Raw genomic sequence first — 21317 nt, 5'->3', positions numbered from 1 at the left:
AGCGGTAGTTCAGTCGGTTAGAATACCTGCCTGTCACGCAGGGGGTCGCGGGTTCGAGTCCCGTCCGTTCCGCCACTTATTAAGAAGCCTCGAGTTAACGCTCGAGGTTTTTTTTCGTCTGTATGTTTATTGTTGCCATAATTGCAAAAATCCTCTGCATTTTATGCCCTTTTTCCGCAACAGTCTAAAGTCCATAATCATCTCAGTTAACGAACATAGCATTAAAAGAGGCATATTATGGCTATCCCTGCATTTGGTTTAGGTACTTTTCGTCTGAAAGACGACGTTGTTATTTCATCTGTGAAAACGGCGCTTGAACTTGGTTATCGCGCAATTGATACCGCACAAATCTATGATAACGAAGCCGCAGTAGGTCAGGCGATTGCAGAAAGTGGCGTGCCACGTAATGAACTCTACATCACCACTAAAATCTGGATTGAAAATCTCAGCAAAGATAAATTGACCCCAAGTCTGAAAGAGAGCCTGCAAAAATTGCGTACCGATTATGTTGATCTGACGCTAATCCACTGGCCGTCACCAAACGATGAAGTCTCTGTTGAAGAGTTTATGCAGGCGCTGCTGGAAGCGAAAAAACAAGGTCTGACGCGTGAGATCGGTATTTCCAACTTCACGATCCCATTGATGGAAAAAGCGATTGCTGCTGTTGGCGCTGAAAACATCGCTACTAACCAGATTGAACTCTCTCCTTATCTGCAAAACCGTAAAGTGGTTGATTGGGCTAAACAGCACGGCATCCATATTACTTCCTATATGACGCTGGCTTATGGTAAGGCACTGAAAAATGAGGTTATTGCTCGTATCGCAGCTAAACACAATGCGACTCCGGCACAAGTGATTCTGGCGTGGGCTATGGGGGAAGGTTACTCGGTAATTCCTTCTTCTACTAGACGTGAAAACCTGGAGAGTAATCTTAAGGCACAAAATTTACAGCTTGATGCCGAAGATAAAAAAGCGATCGCCGCACTGGATTGCAACGACCGCCTGGTTAGCCCGGAAGGTCTGGCTCCTGAATGGGATTAAGCCTCTCTGACAGCTCCTCTGGGAGCTGTTTTTACATGCTCGCTAAGGAAATCGATAAAAGCCCGGATGCGCGTACTTACCGCACGGTCGCTGTAATAGACTGCACTGAATGGCATTTCCACTGGCAACACTTTGTCTGCCATTAACTCCACCAATTCTCCGCGAGCGATTTCTCTGTCGATCATATAGTCGGACAAACACGCAATCCCGTTGCCACTCAGGCAAAGCTGTTTCAGTGTTTCCCCACTATTGGATGACAAACCGTACTTTACCTCATGTAATTGTCCATCACTACAGGCTATCGGCCAGGTATTGAGGGAAGCGGGTTCAGTGAATCCCAGGCAAACATGTTGCTTTAAATCGTCAATAGTTTCTGGCTTGCCGTAGCGGGCAATATAATCAGGGGAGGCGATAATTTTTCGATAACTGTTAAACAATGGCCTGGCACGTAAGCTGGAATCCGTTAACGTACCAGCGCGTATCGCGACATCCACTTTTCTTTCGATCAAATTAATAATCGTTTCGGAGGAGACTAGCGATAAAGTAACTTCCGGATAGCGTTCACGGAAAGGCTTAATTAACGGCATCAGAAAGTGCAGCACCACTGGAGTTGCGGCATCGATCCGTAACAGTCCACGCGGTGTATTACGCGTCTCCATAATTTCTGATTCTGCCGCTGCCATCTCCTGCAAAATTGACTGTACGCGGCGAAAATAACGCTCGCCTTCTTCTGTCAGGCTAAGTTGCCGCGTGGTCCGATTAAGCAGGCTAACGCCAAGTTTCATCTCCAGCTTTTTCACCGCCCGGCTTACCGCTGAGTTTGCTTGCCCTAATTGTTCCGCTGCCCGGCTAAAGCTGCCGCTTTCGACGACCGAAACAAAAATGGCGAGTTCTTCCGACGTGGCTTTCATTTTTGCTCCTGTTGCAAAATAGATGAGATATTTTGAATTTATTTGTCATTAAACCATCAGGATGCGTGATATGTCATCCGATTTAATGTTCTCAATAATGAGCAAATTTCTGACCGGTGTAAGCACTTGCTTACATAACAATATACAATTGCTCGTTGAAAGAGTGAGCTAAAATCCCTATAACAGTAGAACCCTCCCGAGTGCGGAAGGGTTGACGTAATAGAGGTTTCAAAGTCAAAAGTGCGAAAAAACACCTATGCCATGCGCTATGTTGCCGGACAACCTGCGGAAAGGATCTTACCGCCGGGGTCTTTTGCGAGCATCGGCCAGGCATTACCACCCGGAGAACCGTTAAGTACTGAAGAGCGTATTCGGATCCTGGTGTGGAACATATACAAACAGCAACGCGCTGAATGGTTGTCGGTATTAAAGAACTACGGCAAAGATGCGCATCTGGTGTTATTGCAGGAAGCGCAGACAACGCCAGAGTTAGTACAGTTTGCGACCGCTAACTATCTTGCCGCCGATCAGGTACCCGCTTTCGTACTGCCACAACATCCTTCTGGCGTAATGACCCTTTCGGCGGCGCATCCAGTGTATTGCTGCCCGTTACGTGAACGAGAACCCATTTTGCGTCTGGCGAAGTCGGCACTGGTGACGGTCTATCCATTACCTGACACCCGCCTGTTGATGGTGGTTAATATACACGCCGTCAACTTCAGTCTGGGCGTAGATGTTTATAGTAAGCAGTTACTTCCTATTGGTGATCAGATAGCTCACCACAGCGGCCCGGTCATTATGGCAGGAGATTTCAATGCCTGGAGCCGTAGAAGGATGAACGCGTTATATCGCTTTGCGCGGGAAATGTCGCTGCGCCAGGTGCGTTTTACCGATGATCAGCGCCGTCGGGCGTTTGGTCGCCCGCTCGATTTTGTTTTCTACCGTGGTCTGAACGTCAGCGAAGCTTCTGTACTGGTTACGCGCGCTTCCGATCACAATCCGCTACTCGTTGAATTCAGTCCCGGCAAGCCTGATAAATAAGGTATGTCAGGTCTGCCACAGGGCAGACCAACGTTTGGCGCTGCCCTTTTTAATCAAATAACAAAAGGACAGCGCAATGACAACACAATCCCACCATGACCACGTAGAAAAGCAGTTTAGCTCGCAGGCCAGTGAGTATTTAACCAGTACCGTACATGCATCCGGGCGAGATTTACAGCGCCTGGCGGTGCGTCTGGCTGATTATCCTGATGCAAGTGTACTTGATATGGGCTGCGGAGCAGGGCATGCCAGCTTTGTCGCTGCGCAGAACGTTAGCGCGGTGGTGGCGTATGACTTATCTGCCCAAATGCTGGATGTCGTGGCACAAGCTGCTGAAGCCCGGCAACTGAAAAATATCACCACCCGCCAGGGTTATGCCGAAAGTCTGCCATTTGCCGATAACGCATTTGATATTGTTATCAGCCGTTATTCTGCCCATCACTGGCATGATGTTGGTGCAGCACTGCGTGAAGTGAATCGGATATTGAAACCTGGCGGTAAGCTGATTGTGATGGACGTAATGTCTCCGGGTCACCCAGTGCGCGACATCTGGTTACAGACGGCAGAAGCATTACGCGATACCTCACACGTACGAAACTACGCCAGCGGTGAGTGGTTGACGTTAATCAATGAAGCCAATCTGATAGTTGATAATTTAATTACAGATAAGTTACCGCTGGAATTTTCTTCATGGGTCGCGAGAATGCGTACGCCAGAAACGTTAGTAGACGCTATTCGCGTTTACCAACAGAGCGCATCGACAGAGGTGAAAACGTATTTTGCCTTGCAGAATGATGGCTCTTTCACCAGTGATATCATCATGGTAGAAGCACATAAAGCAGCATAAATAAAAAGGCACCGGGGGAATCGGTGCCTTTTTATTATCTGGTTTGTCAGGAATCTGGCATGTTGTTGTTTTTCACAAACAACGTCAGCTTATCGCCTGGTTGCAGATTCGCAGTGTCGCTGTTCCAGCGCATCACATCTTTGATGTTCACGCCGTGGCGTTTAGCAATGCTTGAAAGCGAATCGCCTTTGCGTACACGATACGTAATGCTATCGCTGTTGTTTGCCAACCGCTGTGCGCTACTACCTGCGCCAATCGTCAAACTTTGGCCTGCTTTCAGCTTAGATCCCCGCAGTTTGTTCCACTGCTGCAAATCTTTGGTGCTTACGCCGAGACGTGAAGCGATGCTTGAAAGCGTGTCGCCAGAGCGTACGGTGTAAACACGGCTGTTAAGCGGCGTATTGTCGGCAACCAGTGTCGACTGTACGGCAGCAATTTCGCCAGAAGCCAGAGATTCACGCAGTTGATCTGCATGCTTCTTTGGCACCATCACGTACTGCGGGCCACTTGCGCCCAGCGTGGAGCCTTTCACGCCAGCGTTGAATGTCTTCAGCTTGCTGACGGAAATCCCCGCCATATCTGCAACCTTCGCCATTTCAACCGGGCTGCTCAGGTGCACACGCGCCAGAGCACGGCTTTCATCAGTCGTTGGCAGACGTATACCATAACGCTTGCTGTTTTTGAGAATATCACTCAATGCCAGCATTTTAGGCACGTACTGCTTCGTTTCCTGCGGCAACGGTAACGACCAGAAGTCCGTGGATTTCCCACGCGCTTTGTTCGTTTTAATTGCCTTCATGACCCGACCTTCGCCGCTGTTATAAGCCGCTACGGTCAGAAGCCAGTCGCCGTCAAACATCTTGTTCAGACGCTGCATCATGTTCAGCGCGGCAGTCGTTGAAGCAACAACATCGCGACGCGCGTCATAATTGCGGGTCTGTTTCAAACCATAATTGCGCCCCGTGCTCGGAATGATCTGCCAAATACCTGCGGCATTGGCGCCAGACGTCGCGTGAGGATCAAAAGCGCTCTCCACTATGGGTAGTAGTACCAGTTCCATAGGCATGTTACGTTTTTTAACTTGCCCGGCTATCCAGTACATATACGGCTCTGCCCGTAAAGTTACATCGTGGAGATAGCTCTTATTGCGTAAATATTTCTGTTTCTGTTCGCGAATCCGGTCATTTTCCGGAATTCCCATCTTTAGCTCGTCGCCAATGAAAGCCCACAAGTCACCATCTGGCGCGATAGACGTCCCATCGTCCATCCATCGTGCCTGACTTGTAAACTTTGCTGCTTCCCCTTGACCAGCTGCAGAAAGGCTCTGTGCGTGCTGTTGAACGTTGCCGGTACTCTGGCAACCCACGAGCAGGACAGAGGCGAGTAATATCGCTTTTGCCTTCATGTGTGTGTCAATAGTTGCTTAAAAGACGACCGATCATAACGGCGAACGGAGCCGATGACAAGAAAGTTTTATCAGAACCTATCTTTCTTTGACCTTAACCATGCAAAACGCTCTTCAGGTTGTTGCAATAATGTTTCTTCATTAATTACATTAATTAAATCAATATCTTCCGTTCTTAAAAAAACATTAATTTGCCGCTCATTTTTCAGAATTACGGGTAGTGTTATTTGATTTTTTGCCCGTAACTCCTTAACTTTACGATAATAATCATTTATGGACAAATCGTGCGGAAGAATACTCAAAGCAAACTTCATATTTGATAACGTATATTCATGAGCACAACATACCAATGTATCGTCAGGTAACGCACTTAACTTTTTAAGTGATTGATACATTTGTGATGCTGTCCCTTCAAACAACCGACCACAACCACCAGAAAACAGTGTGTCGCCGCAAAATAGATAAGGTTTACTGAAGTAACAGATATGTCCTAAAGTGTGACCCGGCGTAGCAATTACACTAAATTCATGCCCCAAAACGAAGGCAGTTTCGCCATCTTTGACTACCTGTGTTGTTCCCTTATCTTGTGTCTCTTGTGGACCATACACCACAATTTGCGGAAACTTTTCCACCAGTTCTTTTACGCCGCCAACGTGATCGTGGTGATGGTGGGTGAGAAATATGGCCTCCGGTTGCCAGTTATTGGCGGCAATGGCGTTTAATACTGGCTCTGCGTCTCCGGGATCGACAATCAGGCAGCGACCTGCTTCATCATTCAAAACCCAGATGTAATTGTCATCAAAGGCGGGAATACTGTTAAGATTCATAGATTACCTCTCAGTGTGAAACGGAAGGTTGTGATGAAACCGGCAAGAGTCCCTCAAACTGTCGTGGCTCCTGATTGCTGGGGCGATTTGCCCTGGGGAGAGCTTTATCGCAAAGCGCTGGAGCGCCAGCTCAACCCGTGGTTCACTAAAATGTATGGTTTTCATCTGCTTAAGATTGGCAATTTAAGCGCAGAAATCAATTGCGAAGCGTGCGCGGTTTCTCATCAAGTGAATGTTTCTGCGCAAGGAATGCCTGTCCAGGTGCAGGCGGACCCACTTCATCTTCCTTTTGCCGATAAATCCGTTGATGTTTGTCTACTGGCACATACATTGCCGTGGTGCACCGATCCGCATCGATTATTACGTGAAGCCGATCGGGTATTGATTGATGATGGTTGGTTGGTCATTAGCGGCTTCAATCCCATCAGTTTAATGGGATTACGCAAACTTGTGCCGGTATTGCGAAAAACCTCACCCTATAATAGCCGGATGTTTACTCTGATGCGGCAGCTGGACTGGCTCTCTTTGTTGAATTTTGAAGTGTTACACGCCAGCCGTTTCCACGTTCTCCCGTGGAACAAACACGGTGGAAAACTATTGAATGCGCATATTCCTGCGCTTGGTTGCTTACAACTTATTGTCGCCCGGAAACGGACTATTCCTTTAACGCTAAATCCGATGAAACAGAGTAAAAACAAGCCACGAATTCGCCAGGCGGTTGGAGCCACCCGGCAATGTCGTAAACCACAGGCTTAAACTTCGACTTGATAGCCCGTATCTTCCAGTGTGGGATTCATCGCTGCGGCACGAGCCAGTTCATCGCAACGTTCGTTTTCCGGGTGTCCGGCATGGCCTTTAACCCATTCCCATTTGATTTGATGCTGCCCCAGCGCAGCATCAAGACGTTGCCAGAGATCGACATTTTTTACTGGTTTTTTGTCTGCTGTTTTCCAGCCACGTTTTTTCCAGTTATGGATCCACTGGGTGATACCCTGGCGGACATACTGGCTGTCGGTACTCAAAATGACTTCGCAATGTTCTTTTAACGCCTCCAGCGCGACAATAGCGGCCATCAACTCCATACGGTTGTTGGTGGTGCGGGTGTAGCCAGCGCTAAAGGTTTTCTCGCGTCCGCGATAGCGTAAAATAGCGCCGTAACCCCCGGGTCCAGGATTACCCAGACACGAACCATCGGTGAAAATTTCTACCTGTTTAAGCATCTCTGGTAGACTTCCTGTAATTGAATCAACTGTAAAACGACAAGTCTGACATAAATGACCGCTATGAGCACTGCAATTACACGCCAGATCGTTCTCGATACTGAAACCACCGGTATGAACCAGATTGGTGCGCACTATGAAGGCCACAAGATCATTGAGATTGGTGCCGTTGAAGTGGTGAACCGTCGCCTGACGGGCAATAACTTTCACGTTTATCTCAAACCCGATCGGCTGGTGGATCCAGAAGCCTTTGGCGTACATGGTATTGCCGATGAGTTTTTGCTCGATAAGCCCACATTTGCCGAGGTAGCCGATGAGTTCATGGACTATATTCGCGGCGCTGAGTTGGTGATCCATAACGCAGCGTTCGATATCGGCTTTATGGACTACGAGTTTTCGTTGCTTAAGCGCGATATTCCGAAGACCAATACCTTCTGTAAGGTCACCGATAGCCTTGCGGTGGCGAGGAAAATGTTTCCCGGTAAGCGCAACAGCCTCGATGCGTTATGTGCCCGCTACGAAATAGATAACAGTAAACGAACGCTGCACGGGGCATTACTCGATGCCCAGATCCTTGCGGAAGTTTATCTGGCGATGACTGGTGGTCAAACGTCGATGGCTTTTGCGATGGAAGGAGAGACACAACAGCAACAAGGTGAAACAACAATTCAGCGCATTGTGCGTCAGGCAAGTAAGTTACGCGTTGTTTTTGCGACAGATGAAGAGCTTGCGGCACATGAAGCCCGTCTCGATCTGGTGCAGAAAAAGGGCGGAAGCTGCCTCTGGCGGGCATAAATACCTGTAAAAGGCGCTAAAAATAGCGACTTGGGCGATTTTTGCAGCAAACGATTCAAAAGATGAGAAAAACCATTGACGAAGGGTGAGGCAATCCGTAATATTCGCCTCGTTCCCAACGGAACACAACGCGGAGCGGTAGTTCAGTCGGTTAGAATACCTGCCTGTCACGCAGGGGGTCGCGGGTTCGAGTCCCGTCCGTTCCGCCAAATTCACTCATGAAAATGAGTTCAGAGAACCGCAAGATTTTTAATTTTGCGGTTTTTTTGCATTTAAATCCCGCAATTTCTCTGTTCAATGATTTTACTCTGGCGTAAGTGTGTAACTCTCTCTTGTTGTCTCATTTATTAAAATTCAATAATGATATAGAACCATTCAACTTAAATATATTTTTAGAGAATAATTTTATATTGATTAAATGAATGTATATTTCATGTTGATTTTGTTTGTTATTATTTAAGTGGGGTATATAATTAGAGTCCGTTATCAGTGCTAAATATTCTAATCATTATGACAGGCGAGGGAGTGTCCGATTATGAATTCAAAAAAGGTTTGTTGCATATGTGTATTATTCTCGCTGCTTGCAGGATGTGCCTCTCAATCTTCTATTGATGAAAAAAAGAAAAAAGCTCAGGTTACACAAAGTAATATTAATAAAAACATTCCCCCGCAACTGACAGACAAAGATTTATTCGGTAATGAAACCACTCTGGCTGTATCCGAGGAGGATATTCAGGCTGCGCTTGAAGGAGATGAGTTTCGTGTGCCTCTCAATTCTCCCGTAATACTTGTCCAGTCTGGCAGTCGCGCACCGGAAACCATTATGCAGGAGGAGATGAGAAAATATTATACTGTTTCCACATTCTCTGGTATCCCGGACAGGCAAAAGCCTCTGACTTGTAACAAAAATAAAGATAAAAATGAGAACGAGGATGTTGCCAGTGCTGAAAATATGAACTGGATGCAGGCATTGCGTTTTGTGGCTGCGAAAGGGCATCAGAAAGCGATTATTGTTTACCATGATACGTTGCAGACAGGAAAATATGACTCTGCGCTGAAATCAACAGTATGGTCCGATTATAAAAATGAAAAACTGACTAACACAATCTCACTGCGCTATCTGGTGCGATTCACGCTGGTGGATGTAGCTACAGGTGAGTGGGCTGCCTGGTCGCCGATGAATTATGAATATAAAGTGCTTCCACCATTGCCCGGCAAGAATGAAGCCAGTACGACTGATATGACAGAGCAGCAAATCATGCAACTTAAGCAAAAGACCTATAAAGCGATGGTAAAAGATTTGGTTAACCGCTATCAATAATAAATTATATCTGCCGGCAGGGATTTCTGGCGGCAATAATACAAAATTCTTTGCATAAGAAATTTTTTCCTGACAAAGACAGTGCAAAAAAGGACATGGAATCCGGAGTTAAAAACTGTTTGTTTTATAATATTTAACTGCTTAATCTTCCTTGTGAGAAATATAATCATTATTACATTCCATGCCATTTTTAATATAGATTGCTCCTGGGAAAATCCCCGTGTTATTACCGCAGAGGTGATAATTAGCATTGACATATCCTGTGACAAAAGGAGCTATTAAAGGTGCTATTACGATAGCTATTAGTAAAAATATAAGAGTTAGCTGTATTGTTATGTTTGTGGCGAAATTGATTACCTTTGTTTTTTTTATTAAGAATGATTTTATTATCGTTAGTAAAATTACATGAATATTTAACAAGGAAAACGATATGAAACCGAAGAATAGAATCAACATTCTCCAATCATAAAATATTTCCGTGGAGCCTTTTATTATTGAGTATAGAGGTTTAATTCCGGTAAAAAACAAAGAAGCATTGAATGCAGGGAAAAATAACATGGCTATAAAAAACATCGAAAGAAACTCTTTCAATTTAACATGTAAACACATAGTTAATCCTCATATCACGGGGGGGGTGTTAAGAACATACATAAATGGAGTCATGTTTTCCCTTTTCCATTTATCAAGTTCCTGTTGCTGTTTTAGTCCATCTCTAATTGCATCTTTTAATTTTTCTGATAAATGGTATTGAGCATCGATTTCATTTAAAACAACTGTACACACTATCCCTGTAAGTAAAATTGCTCCTCCTACAAGAATTACTGGAAGGCCAAAACTAAGACAGGCAAAAGAAGCCAGGCTTCCAATAGCGGTTGCAACACCGCCTGCAATCACTGCTTTGGCCACATCCATTGAAAAATCACCAAGAAAATTAACCAGATCTCGCTCTGAACTCATAATAAATTCTATGGTTCTCCAGGCTACTGAAAACCAGATACAGAACTTAACTCCTTTTATTGATTCAGATAAAGCTCCTCGCCAGCCAATAGCGAGCTCCAGAACTTGAGGCGCTCGTGAAGAGAAAATATATTTACCGAGCTTTTCTAAAAGCCAGGGGCTGGATGTTGTGATTTTTATATATTTCTCTCCAAGTATTTCAAAGTAACTTGCTTTTGTATACTTTAAGGTATTAAGGTTAAATATAATTTTCCCATTTTCATCAAACTCAGTCATTAATTTACCCGCGTTAACTAACCAGGCTAGTGTATCTTTTATACCTGAAGGATGTGTAGTGATAAAATGAATGTAATCAAATGATGTTATTGGGTTGAGTATTTTTTTTGCAACATCAAATGTCAAAAGAATAACATGATGAGTGTTCTGACGCCTTAACTCATCAATGAGTGGGATGTCGTTAAGATAAGGGTGCTGAGGTACTAGCTGGTTTATCGGCTGAGACCCCCGAAGAATGTCACCCACATAATCAGCCCACTGTGCATTCTGTGTGTTGTTATTATTCCTTAAACCAGCCATTTATCTCTCCGTAATAGTAAGTTATTATGTTATTACAGTATGTTACTGTACACGATCCTGCCATTTACTCATTGCATTCGTCCTGGCTAACGTATGCTCCCAGGAAATATCTTCATAAATAAAGGCAATTCTCTCCTGTGGCTCCAGTTCTTTTTCCAGAACAGCATGAGGTGTGACAAAATCAATACTTGATATCCTGGCTTTTGACAGATTTATTTTATAGTAAGGCTGGTTAATGCCCTCTTTACTGGTTCGGTAGAGTATAAATTCACACGCTGTCATTTTTTCATTGTCACTAAGTGCTTTTGCCAGCAACGGTGAGGATTTATCAACAGGCTTGGTGATGACCAGTTCATGATGATTGACATTCTGACTTCTTGAGATGGAGTGCATTAGCGCATAAACCATGATCTGATCTTTATGCTCTAACTGCGCTTTGTTTCCGACAGAGTCAAGCGTTGAGCAACCCGCTGAAATCAGCCCTTGTGTCTCCCCACTTAAAGATAAATAACTCATATTTGCCATGATAATCTCCTTTAACTAAATAATTATTTTCCGGTCGTGGTCCCGGTTGCCGCCTCTGCCATGACGTTATTCTTCAGCAGCAGCCAGCGGCTTAACACGCCTTCGAGTCGCTCATTAATTTGTTTTTCCAGCGCATCTGTATTCTGCTTCTGTGCACGGGCATCCTGGTACTGCGTCAGCAGGGATTCCAGGGGTGTTTCCTGCCCCAGTCCCCGCTCCGCCTGCCAGATGACATTTTTGATATAGGAAAGGGTTAGTCCCTCTTTCTCGCGCTGCATCACGAGATCTGCAAAAGCATGTAAGTCCTGGCGGGTCTGCAACCAGCCACGCAACTGCGGGCTACTCTGTGCGCGGGTTTTGAGTGCCTCATTCCATTGTGTCGAGGCCTGTTGCTGTTGCAGGCTTTCCGGCCAGCGACTGTCGGCAACACGCATCATCTGCATTCCGGTTTCCAGCGGTTGTACCGGGGAGACGCCAAGAAGCTGTTGCAACCTGCGCTCATAGTTTTCGAGTTCAGGTGAGGCCATCCACACCGTTGCTGCGCCCTGCGCGGTGTCGTTAACCTGTAACAGTTGCTGCTGCACCGGATAGACCTGCCACCACCACAATGCTGAGGCGACAGCCACTGAACAGACGATCCCTGCGATAAACCCTCTTACCGTACTGCCTTGCTTCATCACACTGGCCTGTGGGGGATTTTCTGACAGACTGCGCACTTCCACTTTCATCTCGGGCAGGTCGGGCAGGGGAGGCACTACTGCTTCTGGCGTGGAGGAAGCCATTGTTTCCGGTGCATAAATCAGCGTTCTGACCGTGGTCTGTGAGGTGTTCTCGGCGTTACTCTTCGGCTGGGGTTCAAGCCGTTTACGCGTGTTCTGCATAAAATAGAGCAGATTCTCCACGCGCGGAACGCGCTTCAGCTCTACCTGCTGGAGTTTGTCGCAGATAAGCTGCAATGCCCGCTCCGTGCGGTAGATCAGTGGTAGGTCGGATTCCGCAAAGGAGATTTGCTGACGCAGAATATTGCCGGTTCGGGAGTTAAACCAGTCCAGCATTTCAGTACGCGCCGGGCCGCCCTGCGGCCAGAACTTATCCCAGTCGTGGCTTACCATTGCCGCCAGCAGTTCCGCACCTTCGCAAAAGCCCGCCAGTCCCTGTGTCCGTGTCCGTGCAAGCGTATAGTAGGTGGCGGTGTGTAAATCCACACCGTTAGCTTTAAAAATCGCCAGCGCCAGCGACTCCACCAGTTTCCAGTTCAGCTCAGGCTGTGACGGGTGGCTGGCTTTGTTTATTTCCTCGCGGATGGCGCTGAATTCCGGCAGCCCGCGCGGGTCACTGCCGGTAACGATAGTTTGTGTCAGTACGTTACTATTCATCCCTGCCTCCTCAGTACAGTGTGTCTGACAGACCAAACTGGCTGAACAACCCACCGCTGAACGGGTTATCCTCGGTGTCGGTATGCACACGGTAGGTCATCGCGCCACCGTCCACGCTAAAGCGCACGGTAAAGTTGCCATCCTGTACTCCGGTCAGTTGTCCGGCCCCGAACAGGCGGAACTGCGCCCACGGCCCGCTGAAGCTGATACTGCGCGGTGCGCCGCCGCTGGCACCAACCAGCGTCAGTTTGCTTTCGTTGCCTTCGCGCATATTGTTAGGCCAGACCAGATGGGCGGTATAGTTACGGCCCTGGCTGTAATCGACTAACTGGCCGTCAAGGTTCAGTACGCTGCGGCGTTTGTTGCCGGAAAGCGATACCGTTTCCACGGCAAAGGATGTTCCCAGACCGTTCTGTTTGCTGAAGAAGATGTCACGGATTTTCTGCGCGGTTTCCAGTTGCGCAATAATATCTTCGCGGATAATGACGCTGTTATCGCCGTCTTCCAGGCTCAGATCATTGTCGATAAACAGTTTCAGGTTCTGCTGGTAGAAGGTATCCAGTACGCCATCCGGTTTAAAGAATCGTTCGAAGGCATCCAGTGAGGCATCCTGTGCAGAACGTGGATTAAACGGATAGTTATTTGCCAGTTGCTCGTTAAACGGTTTCACCACGCTGTCGCGCCAGTCCACTTCCATATAGTGAACGGCTTCCACCATCACCACATGCCAGGCCTGGTCAGCCAGCCTGCCTACCCAGCGGTTGAGCGGAGCAGGCAGTGTTTTTGCCATCTGGCGGGTGGCGAATATTGGATCGCTGCAGTTCTGATCAAGCCTTAACTGCACGGCTTTCAGCGCCGATCTCCCTGGTACAGGCGCGTTCTGGATTGCCAGCAGGTAGCGGTGTAACTCGGTGAGCTGCTGGTATACGGCCTGCATCGTGCTTTCTTTGTCTTTCTGTACTGTCAGGGTACTGTTTTCCGGGGCGAATTCATGCCCGAGGCGGGTGAGTAACTGGTAATCCGGCTCTGCCAGGGCCTCATCCCGCTCTTTGGCAGAGAGTTTTTCAGAAAAGACGCCTGGCTGTGTGTTGTCACGCAGCACGGTCAGCGCCCGCTGCAAAGGCTGGTCGCCGCTGATAACCTGCTCCAGAGTGCCAGTCAGTTGTCCAATGGACTCAAAATTGCGGATATTGAGATTGTCCATCCCGGCCCGCCAGGTGGCGGTGTAGTCGCTGATATACTGCTCGGTCAACTGGCGCTGAATTTCCGCGCGGTCGGCGTCACTGTATTTCACGCTGCGGGTGAGGTTGAGTACCCAGGAATCCATCGCCGTCAGTTCAACCAGTTCATCGCGCTGTTTTACAAAATAGCTTTGCAGGCCGTAACGGGTAAGAAACTGTGGAACAACCAGTTTGTTATCATCGGCAGATGTAAACACCTGGTCAAAGGTTGGCCCTACCTGGTCACGCAGATTGAGGTCAGCAGGAAGAACGCCCAGCGCCCGCGTTTTCAGGCTCTGGTAAACCCGCTGGTAGACAGGCAGTTTGCTCAGTTCTTTCTGTGCTGTCGCAACAGGCTTGTCATATGGCGTCCAGCGGCTGATGGCATCACCGTCGCCCGCCTGACGCTCTGCATGCCAGTCAGTATGAGCCAGCGCGTAGTCAAGATGGGACATCAGTTGTGTCTGGATATCGCGCTGTCCGTGGAACTTTTCGCTCCAGCGTTTTGCCATATACTGCTTCACCACCTCATTGTTGCGTCCGCTTTTGTCCTCCAGCATTCGCATCACGCGCAGCACCGCGAGTTTTTCCTCACTCTCCGGCGGTGCGGCGTTCATCGCTTTGACCAGCCCGTTAAACAGCGAGGGCAGGTAACGCTGCTCCAGCAGTTGCAGATAGGTCTGTTCCACATAAGGCCCGATACGTCGCCCCTGGTACAGTCCCATATCGGCCAGGCGGCTGCGGTCACCCCAGTCGCCATAGGCCAGTGTGGCATCGCGTACCGGGTTCAGCAGCGGCAGTTGTAGGTTACCAAAGTCATCTTCCCCCTGCGGAGGCGGCACGTCCATAAAGGCTTTGGCCTGCTTAAGCACGGTGATGCCGGACTGATAGTTACCGTTGTAATAGTGATTCCAGCCGGTGATGAGCAGCAGTGCCGCCACGCCGCCTGTGGCAGAGAAAACCGTCAGGCGGCGACGGGAACGCATCAGCCAGGCGCGGCTCTCTGTTGCCAGATTAGGCTCTGCGAGTAATGCCTGCGGGAACAGGCTGCGGGTGAAATAAGGCGCGGTGTCCACCAGAGGCCAGGACGCCAGTGGGTTATTGCCCAGTCGGTACTGGCGGGCAGCAGACTGGGTGAATATATCATCCATCTGTCCACGCTGAAGCGAAGAGGTGAGATAGACACCACGCAGCATCACGTTCATATTTTCGCCGTCAAGCAGACCCTCCAGCAGTGATATCAGCGGTTCACGGCTTCCCTGCATCTGGCGGGAAAAACTAAATAAAGACGCGCGGGTGTGAGTCTGGGTGACCATCAGATCCGGCAACGCCAGATTCATTCGATCCGCCCATGTCTGCCAGAAAGCATTCAACTCTGTTCGCCAGTCATCATTTTCATGAGCACGGCGGGTGAACGTAACACCCAGAATCGCATCGCGATCCTGTCTGTTCAGTGACTGAAACAGGGCGGCAAAACCCTGCAATAAATCAAGCCGGGTCAGTACCACGTAAACCGGTAACTGGCAATGAAGATGCTGGCGTATATCCTGTAAGCGGCTGCGCAGCGTCTGTAACAGATGCTCGCGGCGGCGTTTGTCTGCGGTCAGCAGATCGGGTAAATCGAGTGTCAGAATAATCCCGTTCAGCGGCTGGCGCGCGCGCTTTTCCTTCAGCCAGCCGAGGGCATGTTCCCACAGACGGCGATGCAGGATATCCGCATCAGCGGGAGCGCAGAGTGTGCCGTCGATATCAAAGATCACCGCCTGTTTACCGACATGGGGCGTGAGGTACAGGCGTTGTTCTGCGCCGTGCGCGCCCTCCGGGGCATAAATAATGTCTGACGGAAACCCCTCGCGCAGCAGTGTCGTTTTGCCACTGCCCACAGGACCGATGACCATATACCACGGCAACTGCCACAGGAAACGGCGGTTGTCGAGATGGCGTTGCAGGCGCAGCAGCCAGCGGTCGAGGTAACGCTGCTGGGCGTTCAGTTCCACACTGAGCGGATCAACGGCTTCCTCGCGCTGTTGCTTTTGCATTTTTTCAAGCTGTTGCAGGCGCTTCATTACCCGGACGGTAAGCCACACCAGGGCAATAATCCCCCACGCCGCCGTTGCCAGCCAGCGGTTCGCCAGTGGTTTGAGCCACTGCTCTTCATCCAGCGTCCATGCCGGGCCTTTCCACCAGATCCATACCAGCAGGAAAATCCACGCCAGTATCAGCAGCCAGAATGCAGAAACTTTAAACCGGGGCATCGCCGGGCGCAGGGCTGATTTGAGTCCGCTGAATAGTCGGGGTGTTGGTAATCTGAACACAAAAACTCCTGTTCTCTTTTATTGTTCTGCCGTGAATTTTTGTTCTAGCTGCTCAAGCAGGGACGGCTCCCAGTCTGCCACCATCATCTGCAATCCCATCCTGAACAACATCCGGTACTGCTGCTGCGCAAGCTGTACCAGCCCCGCCTCTTCCATAAGCTGCGCGCCAAAATACTGCCGGTGAAACTGGTCGCGGGGTTCACCGGCGGGCAACGTATCCAGATACCGTAAGGCGGCTTCCAGCCCCTGTTCATCAAAACACAACCGCGCAGCCTGAATATCTTCATTACTCACCTGTATGACTGGCGCGGCCTGGTTACCTGGCTGAGTTGCAAGCCATTGCTTCGTTTTTTCAGAAACAAACGGTGTGTGGTCGTTAAACAGAAGATCAGCGAGCGCGGGCAGACGGCCAAGAAAGGAAACGACTTCATCGCGGATGGCATCGGCCACGGCGGTATAGCCAAGACGGTGCGCCGTCTGTGCAGAAATGCAGTGACCGTCCAGCCAGTAGGGTGCCAGCAGTACGCTTTTTTCCACCTGCTGCCACAGCGCCATATCGGCACTACCGAGCTGAGCATGGTAATCTGCCACCATATCGGCGGAGACCGCAGCCAGTGGGGTGCGTCCATCGCTTTCCGCCTGGGGCGTACTGGTGATGGATTGCCACAGGGCATGGCGGCGCAGGCGATAGCCCTGCGGCGAGTCCGGCTGGCGTTCACATAAAATGGCCGCCACTTTTAACAGCGTGTCGCGCCAGGCTTTGTCGTCGTGACTGTCGATGGCGATCTGTGGAGCCGGAGCACTGGTTTGCGTCACGCCGCTTTCAGACGTGGCGGTGGTCTGTGGTGAACTACCGGAGGCCGCCGGAGTGTGGGCAGGAGCCGGTGCCGCACGATTAAACGCACGCTGGTACAGGGCAAAAAGATCATCAGTAGCCTCTGCCAGTTCCGGGGCGTTATGTGACTGCCAGCACTGCGCCAGTTTCGCCAGTTCACCTAATAGTGCATCGCGCTGCGCGGTGGCGGCGTTCTGTGAAAAGCCTTCAATACCCGTTTCAAAACGTTTAATGATCTGGCTGGCAAAGCGTTTTTTATGCGCCATATTCTGCGGCGCGGCCACAGTCCAGTAATGTTCCACGTATAGCGCCAGCAGGCGCAGTGCCAGCAGTGGATCACCGGCATGTTGCAGGGTTCTGAGCAGGTGTGCCAGCAGACGAAAATCCTTACTCTCCGAAGCCAGAATGACCAGCCCCCGGCGCTGGAGTTCCGGGATATCCAGTTGGCTGTGGGCCAGTGAACCCAGTTTGACGATTTCGCCGTCGATATACTCCCAGTCCGGGTTGTCATCTTTCAGCGCCGATGCCAGTTTCTCTTCCGGCAGGTTTTCCAGCAGGTGCGATATCCAGACATTCGGATCGCGTAAGTCCATTGCCATATTTTTATTCTCCCGCCCAGTGGCAGGCATCGCGCAGGGGGGCAATCGCCCTTGCTAGCCCGTCAATGTTAAAGGTCAGCTTTCCGGCGGCGTTATCTGCGCCGGTATCCACCGTCAGCGTTTTTGCGCCGAACAGTTGCTTAATTTCATCAATCCCGGACAGCCCCCGGCTGGACTCCAGCAGGGTGCCGTTCTCGCGCACAAACCAGTGGCTGCGCAATACCCGGCTGTCGGCATTCAGGGTGACGGCGATATCATGGACATCCAGAGGGTGCACCAGCGCCACCTGCATCCGGGTGATATTGTCCACACAGCTGAACATCAGCACCGGGCGAGGCGGAACATGGCCGATAGCCGGGGTGGTTACCACCACCGTCGGGCGTTCTCCCGGCACCTGCGTCACCAGCAGCTCTGTGGTGTTGCCCTGGCGGCGTTTTTCCTGCTCTGTGGCGCGGGTCCAGGCCTCGCCCACAAAACCGGCTTTGACCAGCGCCCCGTCAAACCCTGACGGAGAAAGGGGTGCCAGCAGGCGGTCATAGCAGTCAAGCCGCTCCAGCGCCGCCGTCTCCTGGCGACAGGACCGCATGGCCTGTAACGTGGCTGTCGCATCCGGCGGTGTCGCTGTGGCGACAGCTACCGCCACACCGGCCACTGACGATGTTTCTGCGGGCGCGGCACTGGCGGGTAAGCCCGCCATCAGGCCCGCGATAAACCATCCTGTCTGCCGGAAAACGCGCAACCTGCTCATAAAACCGTTTCATCCTCTGTGACGGACTCGTCGTCCTGAGCATCTTCCACGTCTGCTGTGAATGCACCGTCTGCCGCCGACAGACGAATCCGGGCAATCGCCGTGTTGGCTGCCATCTTCTGCAACAGCAGCAGCGAGAGCGGCGGCAGCATGTTGCCGTCGATGACTGATTCGAGCATCCTTGCGCCGTTTTCCGCTCGGGTGACGCGGCTCATAATTTCGTCCGTCACTTCCGGCTCAATAATCACTTCCGCACCAAAGCGACTGCGCAGCACGTTATCCAGACGGGTGAGTTTCCCGGCAATAATGGTGGCGAGCGTCTCTTTCGACAGAGGCAGGTACGGCACCACTTCCATACGCGCCAACAGGGCAGGTTTAAAGAAGTCCGCCAGCATCGGATAGAGGGCTTCCTGCATGGTCTCCGGGTCATCGGCGTGTTCGACAATCACCTGGTAGCCAAGGTTGGAGGTGAGGAAGAAGACGATGTTTTTACAGTCAATCAGGCGGCCTTCGCCGTCTGCCATCTCGCCCTTGTCAAACGCCTGGTAGAACAGGTTGAGCACATCCGGGTGCGCTTTTTCCACTTCATCGAGGAGCACCACTGAGTAGGGTTTCTGGCGGATGGCTTCGGTCAGCACGCCGCCTTCACCATAGCCGACATAGCCCGGAGGGGAACCAATCAGCCGCGAGACGGTGTGCTTCTCCTGGAACTCGGACATATTGATGGTGGTCAGGTACTGGCGACCACCGTAGAGAAGCTCTGCCAGTTGCAGGACGGTTTCGGTTTTACCCACGCCGCTGGGGCCAGCCAGCAGGAACGCGCCAAGCGGGCGTCCCGGACGGCGCAGGTCGGCGCGTGCGGTCAGCAGATGTTTATGCAGGCTGGCAATCGCCAGGTCCTGGCCTTTGATGGTGTCGCCCAGCCATACTGGCAGGTCGGTGATGACCGACATTTCATTCTGCGACAGGCGGTTAAGCGGCACGCCGGTCCATTCGGCAATCACCGCCGCAATCTGTTTTTTATCGACGTGCGGGGAGACCAGCAACCGGTCGTTATGCAGGGCGTCCAGTTCGGCAGTAAGCTGTGCCAGCCGTTGTACCGGGGAAACTGTTTCAGCGGTTTCTTCCGGCTGTGCGCTGCCAGCTTCATCAGCCGGTGCGGCACCGGTATTATCCTGCTCTGACTCCGACGGCATATCCCCCACGGCATCTGCGTCCGGCAACGACGCCGCATCGTCTTCTGCCATACCCAGCAACTGCTGGCGCAGCGCGATAATTTCCTGTACCAGCGTCTGTTGCTGATGCCAGGCGGCTTCCAGTTCGTCCAGCGCCGTCAGCGTTTCATCATACTGCACCAGCACCTCCGTCATCCGCGAGGTGTCGGTACGCAGCCCGATGCGAAGCTCGCGCTCAAGCTGGCGAATTTCCGCCTCCTGCTGGTGGCTCAGGGTGGTCAGCGCTGAGATTTGCTTTGGTGGCGATGACAGGTTGATTGCCACGCGGGCGCAGGCCGTATCCAGCACATCAATCGCTTTGTCCGGCAACTGACGCCCGGAGAGATAACGCTCACTTAATGTCGCAGCGGCCTGCAAGGCGTCATCATCAATCAGTACGCCGTGAGACTGTTCATAGACCGCCGACAGACCACGCAGAATAATGGTGGCTTCGGCGGCGTTGGGTTCGCTGACCTTCACCAACTGGAAGCGGCGCGACAGGGCAGCGTCTTTCTCGAAGTATTTTTTGTACTCGCTCCAGGTGGTGGCGGCGATGGTTTTCAGCTCGCCGCGCGCCAGCGCCGGTTTGAGCAGGTTGGAGATATCCAGCCCGCCCTGCTGGTTGCCCGCCCCAATCAGGGTATGCGCTTCGTCGATAAACAGAATGACTGGCACCGGGGAGGAAATGACCTCCGCCATCAGCCCCTTGAAGCGTTTTTCAAACTCGCCCTTCACCGATGCCCCGGCCTGCAATGCGCCCAGGTCAAGGGTCATGATATCGGTGTTTTTCAGTTTGTCCGGCACCTGGCCTGCCACGATGCGCAGCGCCAGCCCTTCAATCAGCGCGCTTTTACCCACGCCTGCTTCGCCCACCACCACCGGGTTATTTTTACGGCGGCGGCAGAGAATGTCGATCATCAGGTCGATTTCGTGGTCGCGGCACAGTACCGGGTCAAGCCTGCCGTTACGGGCATCTTCGGTCATGTTTTTGGCGTAGCGGGCAAGCTGGGTGTCAGCAGCATCCGTCAGTGTGCCTGCGCCTTTACCGTCTGCATCCGGCACGACTGATTCCGTCGACTCCTGTGTCCACTGCACAAAGTCCTGTTGCAGACGGTCACGGTTAATGCCGGTCAACAGCCGGGCGGCAGCAGACGGTATATAACGCAGCGGCGAATGCAGCAGGGCCAGCAGCAACACGCCGCCGCGCAGTTCGCTGTGCTGCATCTCAGCCGACGCCAGCAGCCAGCCCTCTTTCAGCCACTCAACCAGCATCGGGGAAAACGCCGGGTAGCTGTCCGCAGAACGGGCGGTTGTGTAGTTCTCCACCGTCAGCGCCTGGCGCAACTCTTCCATGCCAATATCGCCCTGGCGGGTAATAACCCGCAGGTCACTGCGTGGCATGGCGAGCATCTGAATAAGCACATGGCTGACGGTAATTTCCGCTGCCTGCTGGCTCATACATTCAGAGGCGGCCATCTCCAGCGCCTGGCGGGAGAACAGGTTAAGCCGTTTTACCAGCGTGGGAAGATCAATCTGGATCATAA

The 21317-nt window shown here is 51.0% G+C and carries 18 protein-coding genes and 1 tRNA gene; 7 read left to right on the top strand and 12 right to left on the bottom strand.

The features are described from left to right. Positions 1-237 precede the first annotated feature (237 nt). Positions 238-1041 (top strand): 2,5-didehydrogluconate reductase DkgB, encoded by an 804-nt coding sequence (gene dkgB, locus BGE37_RS23880; RefSeq protein ID WP_088542378.1) that lies wholly within the window; start codon positions 238-240, stop codon positions 1039-1041. On the opposite strand, the gene yafC is transcribed toward dkgB, so the two are convergent. Further along, complete coding sequence (yafC, locus tag BGE37_RS23875; protein ID WP_105288521.1) at positions 1038-1952, bottom strand: DNA-binding transcriptional regulator YafC; 915 nt, start codon at positions 1950-1952, stop codon at positions 1038-1040. The genes dkgB and yafC overlap by 4 nt on opposite strands. 240 nt (positions 1953-2192) lie before the next feature. Here yafC and BGE37_RS23870 point away from each other — a divergent pair, with 240 nt between their 5' ends. Together BGE37_RS23870 and BGE37_RS23865 are read left to right on the top strand one after the other, a co-directional pair. After that, positions 2193-2993: an endonuclease/exonuclease/phosphatase family protein gene (locus BGE37_RS23870; RefSeq protein ID WP_001230983.1), complete on the top strand. Its 801-nt coding sequence runs from the start codon at positions 2193-2195 to the stop codon at positions 2991-2993. 76 nt (positions 2994-3069) lie between these two features. Next, positions 3070-3840 (top strand): class I SAM-dependent methyltransferase, encoded by a 771-nt coding sequence (locus tag BGE37_RS23865; protein ID WP_032183270.1) that lies wholly within the window; start codon positions 3070-3072, stop codon positions 3838-3840. A gap of 46 nt (positions 3841-3886) precedes the next feature. On the opposite strand, the gene mltD is transcribed toward BGE37_RS23865, so the two are convergent. Continuing rightward, on the bottom strand, positions 3887-5245 hold the full coding sequence (mltD, locus tag BGE37_RS23860; RefSeq protein WP_032183271.1) for a murein transglycosylase D: 1359 nt from the start codon (positions 5243-5245) through the stop codon (positions 3887-3889). A gap of 71 nt (positions 5246-5316) precedes the next feature. After that, the gene (gene gloB, locus BGE37_RS23855) at positions 5317-6072 is read right to left on the bottom strand and encodes a hydroxyacylglutathione hydrolase (RefSeq protein WP_001052715.1); all 756 of its coding nucleotides are present in this window, start codon (positions 6070-6072) and stop codon (positions 5317-5319) included. A gap of 33 nt (positions 6073-6105) precedes the next feature. Between gloB and BGE37_RS23850 the strand changes: the two genes are divergently transcribed. Continuing rightward, on the top strand, positions 6106-6828 hold the full coding sequence (locus tag BGE37_RS23850; protein ID WP_001295200.1) for a class I SAM-dependent methyltransferase: 723 nt from the start codon (positions 6106-6108) through the stop codon (positions 6826-6828). Here the strand turns inward: BGE37_RS23850 and rnhA are convergent. Continuing rightward, a complete protein-coding gene (rnhA, locus tag BGE37_RS23845) occupies positions 6825-7292 on the bottom strand; it encodes a ribonuclease HI (protein WP_000917883.1) in 468 nt (155 codons plus the stop codon). The genes BGE37_RS23850 and rnhA overlap by 4 nt on opposite strands. A 63-nt stretch (positions 7293-7355) precedes the next feature. Here rnhA and dnaQ point away from each other — a divergent pair, with 63 nt between their 5' ends. The 3 genes from dnaQ to BGE37_RS23825 all read left to right on the top strand — a co-directional run bounded on the left by dnaQ (position 7356) and on the right by BGE37_RS23825 (position 9408). Beyond that, positions 7356-8087, top strand: a complete 732-nt coding sequence (gene dnaQ, locus BGE37_RS23840) for a DNA polymerase III subunit epsilon (RefSeq protein WP_001308374.1) — start codon at positions 7356-7358, stop codon at positions 8085-8087. Between the two features lie 132 nt (positions 8088-8219). Continuing rightward, positions 8220-8296, top strand: a tRNA-Asp gene (locus BGE37_RS23830). A 326-nt stretch (positions 8297-8622) separates the two neighbouring features. Beyond that, on the top strand, positions 8623-9408 hold the full coding sequence (locus BGE37_RS23825) for a hypothetical protein (RefSeq protein WP_105288520.1): 786 nt from the start codon (positions 8623-8625) through the stop codon (positions 9406-9408). Between the two features lie 141 nt (positions 9409-9549). On the opposite strand, the gene ykfM is transcribed toward BGE37_RS23825, so the two are convergent. The 8 genes from ykfM to tssH form a co-directional block, all read right to left on the bottom strand. Continuing rightward, the gene (ykfM, locus tag BGE37_RS23820; protein ID WP_032183275.1) at positions 9550-10017 is read right to left on the bottom strand and encodes a protein YkfM; all 468 of its coding nucleotides are present in this window, start codon (positions 10015-10017) and stop codon (positions 9550-9552) included. Between the two features lie 9 nt (positions 10018-10026). Beyond that, positions 10027-10941: a hypothetical protein gene (locus tag BGE37_RS23815; RefSeq protein WP_032183276.1), complete on the bottom strand. Its 915-nt coding sequence runs from the start codon at positions 10939-10941 to the stop codon at positions 10027-10029. Between the two features lie 42 nt (positions 10942-10983). Then, complete coding sequence (locus BGE37_RS23810; RefSeq protein ID WP_088542374.1) at positions 10984-11466, bottom strand: Hcp family type VI secretion system effector; 483 nt, start codon at positions 11464-11466, stop codon at positions 10984-10986. 23 nt (positions 11467-11489) lie between these two features. Beyond that, entirely contained in the window at positions 11490-12842 is a 1353-nt protein-coding gene (locus BGE37_RS23805) for a VasL domain-containing protein (protein ID WP_105288519.1), read from the bottom strand. A 10-nt stretch (positions 12843-12852) separates the two neighbouring features. Continuing rightward, complete coding sequence (gene tssM / locus BGE37_RS23800) at positions 12853-16287, bottom strand: type VI secretion system membrane subunit TssM (protein ID WP_123057353.1); 3435 nt, start codon at positions 16285-16287, stop codon at positions 12853-12855. 108 nt (positions 16288-16395) lie between these two features. Continuing rightward, the gene (gene tssA / locus BGE37_RS23795) at positions 16396-17811 is read right to left on the bottom strand and encodes a type VI secretion system protein TssA (RefSeq protein WP_088542372.1); all 1416 of its coding nucleotides are present in this window, start codon (positions 17809-17811) and stop codon (positions 16396-16398) included. 4 nt (positions 17812-17815) lie between these two features. Next, complete coding sequence (gene vasI / locus BGE37_RS23790; RefSeq protein ID WP_088542371.1) at positions 17816-18559, bottom strand: type VI secretion system-associated protein VasI; 744 nt, start codon at positions 18557-18559, stop codon at positions 17816-17818. After that, entirely contained in the window at positions 18556-21315 is a 2760-nt protein-coding gene (tssH, locus tag BGE37_RS23785) for a type VI secretion system ATPase TssH (protein WP_105288518.1), read from the bottom strand. Before tssH ends, vasI begins: the two co-directional genes overlap by 4 nt. Positions 21316-21317 lie beyond the last annotated feature (2 nt).

Source organism: Escherichia sp. MOD1-EC6300, from assembly GCF_002965045.1.
In the GTDB taxonomy this organism is placed as follows: Bacteria; Pseudomonadota; Gammaproteobacteria; order Enterobacterales; family Enterobacteriaceae; genus Escherichia; species Escherichia coli_F.
The sequence above is the reverse complement of the archived record's forward strand: the minus strand, read 5'-3'. Positions and strand labels throughout refer to the sequence as shown.

Coding starts and splice junctions, on each gene's coding strand:
- BGE37_RS23815 (WP_032183276.1), bottom strand. CDS start 10,941: ATGGCTGGTTTAAGGAATAATAACAACACACAGAATGCACAGTGGGCT.
- ykfM (WP_032183275.1), bottom strand. CDS start 10,017: ATGTGTTTACATGTTAAATTGAAAGAGTTTCTTTCGATGTTTTTTATA.
- tssH (WP_105288518.1), bottom strand. CDS start 21,315: ATGATCCAGATTGATCTTCCCACGCTGGTAAAACGGCTTAACCTGTTC.
- dkgB (WP_088542378.1), top strand. CDS start 238: ATGGCTATCCCTGCATTTGGTTTAGGTACTTTTCGTCTGAAAGACGAC.
- yafC (WP_105288521.1), bottom strand. CDS start 1,952: ATGAAAGCCACGTCGGAAGAACTCGCCATTTTTGTTTCGGTCGTCGAA.
- vasI (WP_088542371.1), bottom strand. CDS start 18,559: ATGAGCAGGTTGCGCGTTTTCCGGCAGACAGGATGGTTTATCGCGGGC.
- BGE37_RS23810 (WP_088542374.1), bottom strand. CDS start 11,466: ATGGCAAATATGAGTTATTTATCTTTAAGTGGGGAGACACAAGGGCTG.
- BGE37_RS23865 (WP_032183270.1), top strand. CDS start 3,070: ATGACAACACAATCCCACCATGACCACGTAGAAAAGCAGTTTAGCTCG.
- tssA (WP_088542372.1), bottom strand. CDS start 17,811: ATGGCAATGGACTTACGCGATCCGAATGTCTGGATATCGCACCTGCTG.
- gloB (WP_001052715.1), bottom strand. CDS start 6,072: ATGAATCTTAACAGTATTCCCGCCTTTGATGACAATTACATCTGGGTT.
- rnhA (WP_000917883.1), bottom strand. CDS start 7,292: ATGCTTAAACAGGTAGAAATTTTCACCGATGGTTCGTGTCTGGGTAAT.
- mltD (WP_032183271.1), bottom strand. CDS start 5,245: ATGAAGGCAAAAGCGATATTACTCGCCTCTGTCCTGCTCGTGGGTTGC.
- dnaQ (WP_001308374.1), top strand. CDS start 7,356: ATGAGCACTGCAATTACACGCCAGATCGTTCTCGATACTGAAACCACC.
- BGE37_RS23825 (WP_105288520.1), top strand. CDS start 8,623: ATGAATTCAAAAAAGGTTTGTTGCATATGTGTATTATTCTCGCTGCTT.
- BGE37_RS23805 (WP_105288519.1), bottom strand. CDS start 12,842: ATGAATAGTAACGTACTGACACAAACTATCGTTACCGGCAGTGACCCG.
- BGE37_RS23850 (WP_001295200.1), top strand. CDS start 6,106: ATGAAACCGGCAAGAGTCCCTCAAACTGTCGTGGCTCCTGATTGCTGG.